Source organism: Kitasatospora sp. NPDC051164 (genome assembly GCF_044455625.1).
Classification (GTDB): domain Bacteria; phylum Actinomycetota; class Actinomycetes; order Streptomycetales; family Streptomycetaceae; genus Kitasatospora.
Window position 1 is genome coordinate 184,570 of sequence record NZ_JBITFB010000017.1, and the last position, 13,245, is coordinate 197,814.

The 13,245-nt window shown below is 74.3% G+C and carries 9 protein-coding genes; all 9 read left to right on the forward strand.

The annotated features are described in order from the left end of the window. The first annotated feature begins 141 nt into the window (after positions 1–141). A complete protein-coding gene (locus ACIBEC_RS25655) occupies positions 142–1,632 on the forward strand; it encodes a hypothetical protein (protein WP_360503488.1) in 1,491 nt (496 codons plus the stop codon). A 22-nt stretch (positions 1,633–1,654) separates the two neighbouring features. Beyond that, entirely contained in the window at positions 1,655–2,620 is a 966-nt protein-coding gene (locus tag ACIBEC_RS25660) for a glutamate ABC transporter substrate-binding protein (protein ID WP_360503490.1), read from the forward strand. A gap of 199 nt (positions 2,621–2,819) precedes the next feature. Continuing rightward, positions 2,820–4,181, forward strand: a complete 1,362-nt coding sequence (locus ACIBEC_RS25665; protein WP_360503493.1) for a hypothetical protein — start codon at positions 2,820–2,822, stop codon at positions 4,179–4,181. Positions 4,182–4,186: 5 nt separating this feature from the next. Continuing rightward, positions 4,187–6,793, forward strand: a complete 2,607-nt coding sequence (locus ACIBEC_RS25670) for a tetratricopeptide repeat protein (protein ID WP_360503495.1) — start codon at positions 4,187–4,189, stop codon at positions 6,791–6,793. Positions 6,794–6,796: 3 nt separating this feature from the next. After that, positions 6,797–8,176, forward strand: a complete 1,380-nt coding sequence (locus tag ACIBEC_RS25675; protein ID WP_360503498.1) for a PP2C family serine/threonine-protein phosphatase — start codon at positions 6,797–6,799, stop codon at positions 8,174–8,176. Positions 8,177–8,304: 128 nt separating this feature from the next. Then, positions 8,305–9,660, forward strand: a complete 1,356-nt coding sequence (locus ACIBEC_RS25680) for a VWA domain-containing protein (RefSeq protein ID WP_360503501.1) — start codon at positions 8,305–8,307, stop codon at positions 9,658–9,660. A 73-nt stretch (positions 9,661–9,733) separates the two neighbouring features. Continuing rightward, positions 9,734–10,996: an FHA domain-containing protein gene (locus tag ACIBEC_RS25685; protein ID WP_360503504.1), complete on the forward strand. Its 1,263-nt coding sequence runs from the start codon at positions 9,734–9,736 to the stop codon at positions 10,994–10,996. Between the two features lie 187 nt (positions 10,997–11,183). Then, complete coding sequence (locus ACIBEC_RS25690) at positions 11,184–12,101, forward strand: ABC transporter ATP-binding protein (RefSeq protein ID WP_360503507.1); 918 nt, start codon at positions 11,184–11,186, stop codon at positions 12,099–12,101. After that, positions 12,098–13,243, forward strand: a complete 1,146-nt coding sequence (locus ACIBEC_RS25695; protein ID WP_360503510.1) for an ABC transporter permease — start codon at positions 12,098–12,100, stop codon at positions 13,241–13,243. The genes ACIBEC_RS25690 and ACIBEC_RS25695 overlap by 4 nt, the downstream gene beginning before the upstream one ends. Positions 13,244–13,245: the final 2 nt, after the last annotated feature.

The following is a 13,245-nucleotide window of genomic DNA, read 5'->3' on the forward strand; positions in this document are numbered from 1 at the left end:
GCGGTGCGACGGCGTGCGGAAACCGTGCACGACATGCTCAAGATCGGCGCAAGTCAGGTGTGGCCGGGGAGAGTCACGGCCATACTGCTGCCATCGGCCGGCCCCGGGGAACGGGCCCGGCTCCAGGGGAGGATGAGGCGGGTGGCGACACCAGTAGGCAACGGCGCTCCGGGCGCCGCGATCCCGGCACGGCCGGACGGTCCGCCGGGAGCCCCGGCCGTGCCGGGAACGCCGGTCGCCGTGCGGCCCGGCAGGGCCCCGGCGCCCAGACCCGGCGGGGCGCCCGCCCGGCGCCCCCGGGCGGTCGTCGCCACCGGCGTCCGCGCCCGGCTCGCGCAGGCCACCCGGACGGCGCCCGGCCGGCTGCGGCTGGCCGGGGTGGTGCTCGCGGTGCTCACCGTGGCGTTCGGCGGGCTCACCGCCTGGCAGTTGGAGACCAGGGCGCAGGCCGCGGACCGGGTGGTCTCGTACAGCCAGCCGCTCAGTCGGGACGCCGCCGAGATCCACCGCAACCTGGCGGACGCCGCGACCACCGCGGCGAGCGGCTTCCTGCTGGCCGGGGCCGAGCCGAAGGACGTCCGGGCCCGCTACGAGCAGGACCTCGCCACGGCCGCCAAGCTGGTCGCGCAGGCCGCCGCCCGGACCACCGCGACCTCCCCCGCGCAGGACTCACTCGCCCGGCTGAACCAGCAACTTCCGACGTACGCCGGTCTGGTGGAAACCGCCCGGGCCGACAACCGGCAGGGCATCCCGCTCGGCGGCGCCTACCTGCGGTACGCCTCCGAGCAGATGCAGACCGTCCTGCTGCCGGCCGCCGCCGAACTGGCCGCCGCCGAGAACCAGGAGCTGGCGAACGACTACGCCGCGGCCAAGTCGGTGCCGTGGGGGGCGTACGGCCTGGCGGTGGTCACCCTGGCGGCGCTGGTCTGGGTGCAGCTGACGCTGTTCCGCCGCACCAACCGGGTGTTCAACATCGGCCTGCTGGGTGCCACCGCCGCCGTGCTGGCCGGCGCGCTCTGGCTCACCGTCACCGGGCTGACCACCAGTTCGGCGCTGAAGCGCAGCGACACCGAGGGCGCGACGCCGCTGCGGGCGCTCAACTCCGCCCGGGTCGACGTGCTGACCGACCGGCTGGCGGAGAACCTGCACCTCGTCGCCCGCGGCTCGACCACCAAGTACGCCGACCAGTGGACGAAGACCACCGAGCACCTGGAGGGGGCCGCGTCCCGGGACGCGGCGCTGGAGCGGCGCACCGGCTCGCTCGCGGAGGCCGTCCGGCTCGCGCCCTCGGCCGCCGAGCCGAGCGTCCGGGAGGCGGTGACCCAGTTCGACCAGTGGCGCGACCGGCACGACGAGGCCCGGAAGCTGGAGGTCGACGACGCCGACTACCAGGGCGCCCTGGACGCGACCGTGACGGCCACCGCCGACACGCACACCGCTGACGCCTTCTTCAACGCCACCGACCGGGCGCTCGCCCGGGCCGCCGACATCGAGCAGGACCGGTTCGAGCAGTCCGCCGAGGGCACCGGCGGGGACCTGCGGGCCGCCGCCGGCGCGGCCGCGCTGCTCGGCCTGCTGGCCGCGGCCGCCGCGCTGCGGGGCCTGGGCCGACGACTGGCCGAGTACCGGTAACCGGTAGGGAGGAAACGGACAGATGCGCAAGAGAACCGTACGGACCAGGCCGGTCGCCGCCCTGGCGCTGCTGGCGGCCGGCGCCGTCGTGCTCGCCGGCGGCGGCCCGGTCGGCGCCGCACCGGCCGGGCCGGGTGCCACCGCGCCGCAGGCCGCGCAACAACGGCAACAGGGACAGCAGGCGCAGCAGGACCAGGCCGACTGCGACGTCTACAAGAGCGTGCCGCCGAGCACCGAGGACGGCCCGGCCGTGAAGGCCATCAAGGCCAGGCGCAGTCTGGTGATCGGCGTCGACCAGAACAGCTACCGCTGGGGCGCCCGCAACCCGAACACCGGCCAGATCGAGGGCTTCGACATCGATCTCGCCCGGGCGATCGGCACCGCCGTCATCGGCGACCCGGACAAGGTGGTGCTCAAGCCGGTGGCGACCGCCGACCGGATCGACGCCATCCAGAAGGGCCGGGTCGACCTGATCGTCCGCACCATGACGATCAACTGCCAGCGGATGAAGGACGTCGCCTTCTCCAAGCCGTACTTCAACATCACCCAGCGCGTCCTGGTGCCGAAGGCGTCCCCGGCGAAGGACATCGACGACGCGGTCAAGGGCCGGACGGTCTGCGTCGCCGACGGCTCCACCGCCCAGACCGTACTCAAGGACAACAAGACCATCGGACAGGTCGTCACCGTGGGCAACCAGCTGGACTGCCTGGTGCTGCTGCAACTCGGCAAGGCGGACGCCGTCATGACCGACAACGGCCTGGCGGCTGGTCAGGCCGCCCAGGACCAGACCGTGCGGATCGTGGACGGCGAGGTGCAGCCGGAGGTGGTCGGCGTCGCCATGCTGAAGGAGAGCCCCGACCTGACCGCCCGGGTCAACCAGGTGCTGGCCGACTACTACGCGCGCGGCGACTGGGCCCGTTCGTACGAGCACTGGCTCAAGCCGTACATGCTCAACGACGCCGACCACTACTGGCCGGGCACGCACTGAGGCACCGACAGGGCATCCGGGCCCGGGGCGTTGACGCGGTCTTGACGCCCCGCGCCCGTTCCGCCTCAACGGCCACCGGCTAGGGTTCGGGACGATCACCGCGGGGAGACCGGTGGTGGACACGGGGGGTTGTCGTGGGATCGCACGTCATGCGCGTCAGGCGCCTCGGGATCGCACGCGAGGAAGGAAGGACACCGCGGTGGCGGCATCGGCTGGCCCGGTACTGAGCCGGGAGGAGGTGGACCGCGCGCTCGCGCGCCTCGGCGCGGAGCGGGACGCGGTCGAGTCGGCGCTGCTCGCCCTGCAGGACCACCCGGGCCTGCGGCTGCTGGACGGCGCCGAGCTGGCCGGGCGCACCCTGGAGCGCTGGTCGGTCGCCGGGAAGGGTCTGCCGCTGCTCTGGGCGCTGTTCGACCGCTACTCCGAGGCGCTGGCCTCGGCACGCGCCGTGCGGGCCCGCAAGGCCAAGCCCGGCGCACCCGAACTCGCCGAGCTGAGCGAGCTGTTGACCGGCGACGCGGTGACCGTCCCGGGCGGCGCGGTGCCGGACGGGCCGCAGCTGCTCGGCGCGCCCGCCAAGCTGGTCGAGCGGATCAGCCTGGACGCGCTGATGGCCCGGATGAACTCCTGGTACGCCTCCGTGCTGGAGGTGGTCAGCGCCGCCGACGCGGTCTGGTCGGCACTGCCGGCCCGGATCGACCTGCTGCTGGCCGAGCTCCACCGGGTGCGGACGCTGGCCGGCTCGCTCGGCGTACGGACCGGCGGCCACCCGCTGGCCGACGACATAGCCGCGATCGAGAAGGACCTCACCGAGCTGCGCACCGAGGTGCACGGGGACCCGCTGGCGCTGTGGCGCCCGGCCCGGGTGCCCGCCCAGCGCGGCACGGTCCCGGAGGGTTCGGCCTTCGCCGGACCCGCCGGGGTGGTGGACACCGAGCGGTTCGACCGGGCCGGGCGGGCGCTGGACGGCGTCCGGCTGGAGCTGGAGGACCTGCTGCGGCTGCGCGACGAGGCCGAGGAGCGGCTGCAGGGCGTCGGCGACCTGCTCCAGCGGGCCGACGCCACGCTGGCCGAGGCCCGCCGGGCGCGCGGCGAGGTGCTGGCGAAGATAGCGGCCAGCGACGTCCCGGCGGTGCCCGGCCCGGCCTCGGCGCTGCGCGAGCGGATCGTCGCGGCGCTGGACCTGCGGCAGGCCGGACAGTGGGGCCGGCTGGCGCCGCTGCTGGACACGCTGGAGGACGCCGCCGCCAAGGAGCTGGCGCGGGCCCGGCAGGCGCTCACCGAGGTGACCCAGCCGCTGGCCGTCCGGGCCGAACTGCGCGGCCGGCTGGACGCCTACAAGGCGATGTCGGCCCGGCTGCGGGTCTCCGAGGACCCGGAAGTGATCGAGCGGTACGAGAAGGCGCGCTGGCTGCTGTGGAGCGCGCCGTGCGACCTGCGGGCGGCGGCCGCCGCGGTGGCCAGGTTCCAGCAGTCGCTGCGGCCGGCCCAGGCCGAGGCCGCGCAGGTTCAGGAGGCGACCGGCGAGGCGCCGGTCGACGGACAGGTCCAGGGGGGCTGAGGTTGATGGGCGGGACGTGCGTACGGCCGGAGTGCTCCGGCAGCGGCAGGATCGACGCCGACGGCTACTGCGACGAGTGCGGGCTGGCCCCGGCGGGCGGGACCACCGCGGCACCGAAGGCACCGACGGCAGCTGCGGCGACCGCGGCGGGAGCCCGCGCCGGGGACGGTGCCGCCGGCCCCGGGTCGGCCTGCCCGCGTGACTGCTCCGGCACCATCGACGCGGACGGCTACTGCGACGAGTGCGGTCTCACCCCGCCCGGCGCCGACACCGGCGTCACCCAGCCCTACGTCCCCTCCGCCCGGGTCTCCCCGGACTCGGGGCGCAGCGGCTCGGTGCGCTCGATGTCGGCCCGCACCGGCTCCGCCCGCTCGATGTCCGGCCGCTCCCGCTCGCACCGCTCGACCCGCACCGGCTCCGCCCGCTCGGTCTCGGTGCGCTCCTCCCGGGCCAGCGCCAGCGCGGGCACCCGCAACCGGCTGGGCGCCGGCCTGGTCACCGTGCCGACCGTGGAGACGGCCGACCCGGCGCAGGCGGTGCTGGCCAACCCGGAGGTGCCCGAGCGCAAGCGGTTCTGCTCCAAGTGCGAGGCCCCGGTGGGCCGGGAGAAGAACGGCAACCCCGGCCGCCCGGAGGGCTTCTGCACCAAGTGCGGCACGCCGTACTCGTTCACGCCCAAGCTGCGCCGGGGGGACCTGGTCGGCGGGCAGTACGAGGTGGTGGGCTGCCTGGCGCACGGCGGGCTCGGCTGGATCTACCTGGCGGTGGACCGGCGGGTCAACGACAAGTGGGTGGTGCTGAAGGGCCTGCTGGACACCGGGGACGAGGACGCGCTGGCCGTGGCCGTCGCCGAGCGGCGTTTCCTGGCCGAGGTCGACCACCCGAACATCGTCCGGATCATCAACTTCGCCGAGCACCCGGACCTGCGCACCGGCTCCACCGACGGCTACATCGTCATGGAGTACGTCGGCGGCAAGTCGCTCAAGGACATCGCCAACGACCGCCGCACCCCGGACGGCCGGCGCGAGCCGCTGCCGGTCGAGCAGGCGATCGCGTACGCGCTGGAGGCGCTGCCGGCCCTGGGCTACCTGCACGGCCGGGGCCTGGTGTACTGCGACTTCAAGATCGACAACGCGATCCAGAGCGGCGACACGCTCAAGATCATCGACATGGGCGCCGTCCGCCGCCTCGACGACGACGGCCCGATCTACGGCACCATCGGCTACCAGGCCCCGGAGATCGCCACCGACGGCCCCTCCCCCGCCTCCGACCTGTACACCGTGGCCCGCACCCTCGCCGTGCTCACCTTCGACTTCCAGGGCTACAGCACCACCTACCGCGACTCGCTGCCCGGCCCGGAGGACGTCGAGGCCTTCGCCCGCTACGAGTCGTACTACCGCCTGCTGGTCCGCGCCACCGACCCGGACCCGGCCCGCCGCTTCTCCTCCGCCGAGGAGATGGCCGACCAGCTCACCGGCGTGCTGCGCGAGATCCTGGCCCTTCAGAACGACCGGCCCTACCCCGCGCTCTCCACCCTCTTCGGCCCCGAACTGCGCGTCGTGGACACCGAGTTGGTGCTGCCCACCGAGCAGGCCGGGCAGCTCCGGGTGGCCGCCCTGGACCCGGCCGCCGCCGCCCTCGCCCTGCCCATCCCCCGGGTGGACCCGAGCGACCCCAACGCCGGCTTCCTCGCCACCCTGCTCTCCCCCGACCCCGAGGAGGCCCTCGTCGCCCTGGCCGGGACCCCCGCCGTCTCGGTGGAGAGCCGGCTGCGCGAACTGCGCGCCCTGCTCGAACTCGGCCGCCACCGCGACGCCCTGAGCCGCCTCGACGCGCTGGAGCAGGACCACCCCGACGACTGGCGGGTGGTCTGGTACCGCGGCCTCACCGCCCTGGTCGGAGCCTCCGAAGAACTCCCCGAGGGCAACGGCGAGCGCCCTGAGGGCGAGCACGCGCCCCGAGTCACCGCGGAGGCGAGCGGGCGAATGACAGCCCTGCGGGCAGCGGCCGAGGCCTTCGACGCCGTGTACGACGCCTTCCCCGGCGAGGCCGCGCCCAAGCTCGCCCTCGCCATCTGCGCCGAACTGCTCGGCAACGGCGGTGACGCGGCCGAGTTCTACCGGCTGGTATGGGCCACCGACCAGGCCTACCTGAGCGCCGCCTTCGGGCTGGCCCGGGTCCGGCTGGCCGAGGACGACCGGGCCGGCGCGGTCCGCGTCCTGGAGTCCGTCCCGGCCACCTCCAGCCAGTACACCGCCGCCCGGATCGCCACCGTCCGGGCCCGGCTGCGCGAGCGGCCCGCCACCGACGAGCTGGCCGCCGACCTCGACGCGAGCTCGGCGCAGCTGACCGCGCTGCGGCTGGACGACCGGCGCCGCGAGGAGCTCTCCGTCGAGGTGCTCGGCGCGGCCCTCGGCTGGGTCGGCGCCGGGTCGGCCGGGTCCCGGCAGGCCGCCGACCTGGCGGTACTGGGACGTCCCGCACAGGAGCGGGAACTGCGCTTCGCCCTGGAACAGTCATACCGGGTACTCGCCCGGTTGGCCGACCGGGCCGAGATCAGGATCGAGATGGTGGAACGGGCCAACCGTGCCCGTCCCAGGACGTGGGTGTAGCCGATGCCGCAGCAGACCGAGTGCCCGAGCTGTTCCGAGCCGATGGACCCGGAGGACGCCTACTGCGGCTCCTGCGGGGCCGGTCGGGACGGCCGGCCCGCCCAGGGCGCGATGCCCGCGGGCTGGGCCGCCGCCCGGGGTGAGGCCGTACCGCAGCAGCGCGGGCCGGTCTGCGTGCACTGCGGGCAGCCGCAGGTCACCGCGGACGGCTACTGCGAGGGCTGCGGCGGCGCCCAGCCGCGGCCGCGCGACCACATGGAAAAGGCGCTCGCGGGCGTTGCCGGGGTCAGCGACCGCGGCGTGCGCCACCACCGCAACGAGGACAGCTTCACCATCGCCGCGAGCTCGCTGCCCGGCGGTGAGCCGGTCGTGGTCGCCGTGGTGTGCGACGGCGTCTCCTCCTCCGACCGCCCGGACGAGGCCTCGGCGACCGCCGTCGACGCCGCCTCCGAGTCCCTGCTGACCTCGCTGGAGGCCGGCCAGGAGCCGACCGGGGCGATGCGCGCGGCCATCGCCGACGCCGCCAAGGCCGTCGCCGACCTGGCGACCGACGGCTCCGGACCCGTGCGGCCCGACCTCAACGCGCCCGCCTGCACCTACGTCAGCGCGATAGCCGCGGGCGGCCGGGTCACCATCGGCTGGGTCGGCGACACCCGGGCGTACTGGATCCCGGACGACCGCGCCGCCGCCGAACCCTTCCGGCTCACCCAGGACGACTCCTGGGCGGCCCGGATGGTCGAGGCCGGGCTGATGAACGAGGCCGAGGCGTACGCCGACCCGCGCGCGCACGCGATCACCGGCTGGCTCGGCGCCGACGCCGAGGAGGTCGTCCCGCACACCCTCGACTTCACCCCGCACGTCCCCGGGGTGGTGCTGATCTGCACCGACGGCCTGTGGAACTACGCCGAGGCGGCCACCGACCTGGCGTACTACGTCCGGCCGGACGCCCGCACCGAGCCGCTCGCGACGGCGCAGACCCTGGTGAAGTTCGCGGTCGCCGCCGGCGGCCACGACAACATCACCGTCGCGGTGCTGCCGATCGACCCGCCGGTCGTGCCCGTCGAGGAGGCCGAGCAGACCCCCACGGCGTTCGACCTGCCCGTGCTGACCCCGTCCGTGCTGGCCGCGCGGCCGGCCGCTCAGGCGGCTCCCGGGGGCGGCGAGGACTACGAGGACTACGAGCCGACCCTGCCGGACATCCCGGTGATCGGCTCCCCCGCCGCCCCGCTGCCGCCGACACCGCCGGTCCCGCCCGCACCGCCGGCGGTCCCCCCGGCCGTTCCCCCGGTTGTTCCCCCGGCACCGGCTCCTCCGGCACCGCCCGCCACACCGCCCGCCGCACCGCCCGTCCCGCCGCAGCCGCCGCACCCGCCGACGGCCTGACCGGCCGTCCGCCGGACGCCCCGGCGCCACGGTCCGCCGCTCCCGAGCGCCCAGCCGACCGGGGCCGGCGGACCGCCCCACCGTCCTGATCGCATCCACCCCCTCACCCGACGGGAGCCGACCGCCCCATGGCAACACTGGCTAAGCCGAACCTGCCCAGGTTCGACGTGGAGATCTTCCAGAACGAGTACCTGGCCGACGGCGCCCGCGAGGTCAACGCCATCGTCACCGTCACCGCGACCGGCGGCGGCACCTCGGGCGGCCGCCCGCTCGGGATCACCGACGCGGGACCGGCGGGGGCCGAGGCCGCCGCGGCCGTGGTGATCCTGGTGGACTGCTCGGGATCGATGGACTACCCCAAGACCAAGATCAACGGCGCCCGGGACGCCACCGCCGCCGCCATCGACGCACTGCGCGACGGCACCGCCTTCGCCGTGGTCGCCGGCACCCACGAGGCCCGCGACATCTACCCCGGCGACGGCACCCTCGCCACCGCCTCCGCCGCCACCCGCGAGCAGGCCAAGCAATCGCTGCGCCGCCTCACCGCGGCCGGCGGCACCGCGATGGGCACCTGGCTCGCCAAGGCCGACAAGCTCTTCCTCACCCGCCGCGAGATCGCCATCCGGCACACCATCCTGCTCACCGACGGCAACAACGAGCACGAGTCGGCGGAGGACCTGGCCCGCAACATCGAGCGGGTCACCGGCCACTTCACCGCCGACTGCCGGGGCGTGGGCACCGACTGGCGGATCGACGAGCTGCGCACGATCTCCTCCGCACTGCTCGGCACCGTCGACATCGTCGCCGAACCCTCCGGCCTGGCCGAGGACTTCCGCTCGATGATGGCCGGCGCGATGGGCAAGCAGGTCGCCGACGTCGCGCTGCGGATCTGGACCCCGGCCAACGCCACGGTGAAGTTCGTCAAGCAGGTCGCCCCCGCGGTCGAGGACCTGACCGCCCGCCGCGCCGAGGCCGGGCCCCGGGCCGGCGACTACCCCACCGGCTCCTGGGGCGACGAGAGCCGCGACTACCACGTCTGCGTCGAGGTCCCGGCCGCCGCGGTCGGCAACGAGATGCTCGCCGCCCGGATCAGCCTGGTCCTTCCCCCGCAGGTCGGCGGCGGCGCCCCCGAGGTGCTCAGCCAGGGCCTGGTCAAGGCCGTGTGGACCGACGACCTGGCCTCCTCCACCCGGATCAGCCCGCAGGTCGCCCACTACACCGGGCAGGCCGAGCTCGCCTCCTCCATCCAGGCGGGCCTGGAGGCCCACCGCGCCGGGGACGTCGACACCGCCACCGCCAAGCTGGGCGCCGCCGTCCGGATCGCGCACGCGACCGGGAACGAGGGCACCTACAAGCTGCTGCAGAAGGTAGTGGACGTAGTGGACCCGAAGGAGGGTACGGTTCGGTTCCGTAAGAACGTGAGCGAGGCCGACTCGATGACCCTTGAGACCCGGTCGACCAAGACGGTACGTGTGAAGAAGTGACCGCTGAAGACGTGGCCGGGCCGGCACCCCGGCGCGACGCCGCACCGAGCCGGCCCGAAACGAGGGGGACCTGATGCCGATCTGCCCGAGGGGCCACGAGTCGCAGGCCGAGGACTGGTGCGACTTCTGCGGCTTCCCGATGACCCCGCCGGCCCCGAACCCCGGCGCTCACGGCGCCCACGGGGGCTACCCGGGCGCGCCCGGAGCCGCCACCCCCGCCCCCGCGCCCGGCGCACCCGCCGGGTACCCGGAGCACGGCGGTGCGTCCTTCGGCGCGCCACCGCCCCCTCCCCCGATGCCGCCGGGGGCCTTCCCGCAGCCGCCCGCGGCGCCGCAGGGCCTCACCGAGGGCCTGGTCGTCTGCCCGATCTGCCGCAGCCCGCAGACCGGCCGGTTCTGCGAGGAGTGCGGCTACGACTACGAGCTCTCCACGCCCTCGCGCCGCCAGGCCCCGGCCACCGGCGCACCCGCGCCCGGCCCGGCCCAGTCGCGGCCGCTGAACATCCCGGCGGCGTACGGCGGGGCCCCGCAGCAGCCGCAGTCCCCGTACGGCCAGGCTCCGCACGAGCACCAGCAGTACGGCCACGGCCAGGCTCCGCACGAGCACCAGCAGCACGAGCAGCAGCAGTACGGCCAGGCGCCGCACCAGCAGCCGGCGGCCGGCCGGCAGGCCGTCGCCCCGCCCGTCCCGCAGCAGCCGCAGGCCCCGGCGCAGCCGCACACCTACGGCTACCCGCCGGCGGAGGCCGCGTACCCCGAGTCCGCGTTCCCCGAGGCCCCGGTGCGCGAGGACTCCGGCCCGGTGTACGCCCAGCCGGCCGGTCCCGGCCCGAACAACCGCGGCGGCGACTTCGGCACCTCCTTCCACCTCGCCCCGCCGCAGCCGCAGCACCCCCAGCAGGAGGCCGCCCCGGCCGAGCCGGTGCGGACCACCTGGATCGCCGTGGTCTCGGCCGACCGGGACTACTTCACCGACATGATGGCCCGCAGCGGCCCCGAGGCGGCCGGCCTGTTCTTCCCGCCGTACTGCCCCGAGCGCCGGATCCCGCTGACCGGCCGCGGCCAGCTGCGGATCGGCCGGCGCAGCCAGCACCGGGGCACCGTGCCGGAGATCGACCTGTCCGTCCCGCCGGAGGACCCGGGCGCCTCGCACCAGCACGCGCTGCTCGCCGAACAGGCGGACGGCAGCTGGGTGCTGGTGGACCAGGACTCGACCAACGGCACCACCGTGAACGGCGGCGCGGAGGCGGTCGCCCCGCACACCGCGGTGCCGCTGAACGACGGCGACCGGATCCACGTCGGCGCCTGGACGACCATCACGGTGCACCGCGCCTGACGGAAGATCACAGCTCCGAAAACTGTCCGGAACGATTTCCTGAGGAAGCGTCACCGACAACTCCGTCCGGGCCGGGCGGAATTCAACATCCGCCCGGCCCGGTTTTGTTCCCGAATCCTCAAGGAACCCACAAATTCACCGTCCCGGGTGTGCACAGGGACACGCCGAAGCCCTAGGCTCAGGGCACATGACTGCAGCTATATCCGCCGACGGCATCCGTCAGCGGTACGGGGATGTACAGGCCGTCGACGGGGTGTCCCTCACCGTCGAGGCCGGCGAGTTCTACGGGATCCTGGGCCCCAACGGCGCCGGGAAGACCACCACCATGGAGATCCTGGAAGGCGTCCGGAAACCGGACGAGGGCCGGGTCGAGCTGCTGGGGATGGCTCCCTGGCCGCGAAATCCGAAACTGCTGCCGCGAATCGGCGTGCAGTTCCAGGCCTCCGCTTTCTTCCGGAAACTGACGGCCCGGGAGACCATCCGCACCTTCGCGTCGTTCTACGGGGTCGGTCCCAAGCGGGCCGATGCGATGCTGGAGCGGGTCGGTCTGGCCGACAAGGCCGAGACCCTGACCGACCAGATGTCCGGCGGCCAGGCCCAGCGCCTGTCGATCGCCTGCGCGCTGGCCCACGACCCGGAGCTCGTCTTCCTGGACGAGCCCACCACCGGTCTGGACCCGCAGGCCCGGCGCAACCTCTGGGACCTCCTGCGCGACATCAACGCCGAGGGCCGCACGGTCGTGCTCACCACGCACTACCTGGACGAGGCCGAGGTGCTCTGCGACCGGGTCTCGATCATGGACCACGGGAAGATCCTGCACACCGGCGCCCCGGCGGCGCTGATCCGCGAGATCGACGACACCGTCCGGATCAGCGTGGCCTCCGGCCAGCTGCCGCTCGACCGGGCCCGCGAGCTGCTCACCGCGGCCGGCGCCGACATCGCCAACCTGGAGGACGACACCGTCTCGCTCTCCGTCTCCACCCGCGTTCCGGCCCCGGTGCTCAGCGTCCTGGCCGAGCAGAGCGCGCTACGCGGCCTCGAGGTGCGCGGCGCCACCCTGGAGGACGTCTTCCTCCAGCTGACCGGACGGGAGTTCCGCGCATGACCGCCTCTACCTCCACCGAGCCGAAGGTGCCCGCCCAGCGGGGCGGTTCGGCCGGCGCCGCCGACGGGCGGGAGCGGGTCAGCGCGTTCTGGAGCCTGTCCCGCGCGATGCTGCTCGGCATGAAGCGCGACCGCACCGCGACGTTCTTCATCCTGCTCTTCCCGCTGGTGTTCCTGGTCTTCTTCGGCACCGTGACCAAGGGCTCCGGCAGCCCGCACGCCAAGGTGGCGCAGGTCGGCGCGGTGAAGCTGTTCGACTCGATCCAGGGCGACGCGCGCAGCGGCCTGAACGATGTCCTCACGATCACCAGGACCGACGACGAGTCGGCCACGCTGGAGAAGGTCCGCAAGGGCGACTTCGACGCGATGATCACGCAGGGCCCGGACGGCAAGGTCGAGCTGCGCTACAGCGCCGCCGACACGGTCCGCGCCGGCGCGCTCCAGGGCATCCTCAACTCGGTGGTCCAGAGCGCCAACCAGGCCGCCACCGGACAGCCCCCGGCCTACGTGCTGGACGCCCAGCAGGTCGAGGACAAGTCGCTCAAGCCGATCCAGTTCCTCACCCCCGGCCTGCTCGGCTGGGCCATCGCCACCGGCGCGGTGTTCGGCGCCGCGCTGACGCTGGTCAACTGGCGCAAGACCAAGGTGCTGCGGCGGCTGCGGCTGGCCCCGATCAGCGCGGGCACGGTGGTCAGCTCCCGGGTCGTGGTCTCGCTGCTGACCGCGCTCCTGCAGAGCACCGTCTTCCTGGTCGTCGCCACGAGCTTCTTCGGACTCAAGCTCACCGGCGACTGGTGGCTGATCATCCCGCTGGTGGTGTGCGCGACGCTCGCCTTCATGTCGATCGGCCTGCTGGCCGGCTCGGTCGCCAAGACCGAGGAGGCCGCCAACGGCATCTCGCAGGTCATCGTGCTGCCGATGTCCTTCCTGTCCGGCTCGTTCTTCCCGCTGGACGGCGCCCCGGGCTGGCTGCAGACCATCTCCAAGGTCATGCCGCTGCACTACCTGGTGAGCGCCGCCCAGTCGGTGCTGACCCGCGGCGGCGGCGTCATGGACGCCCTGCCCACCATGGGCGGCCTGCTGCTCTTCGCGGCGGTGCTGACCGGCATCGCCTGGAAGCTGTTCAAGTGGGAAGACGCCTGACC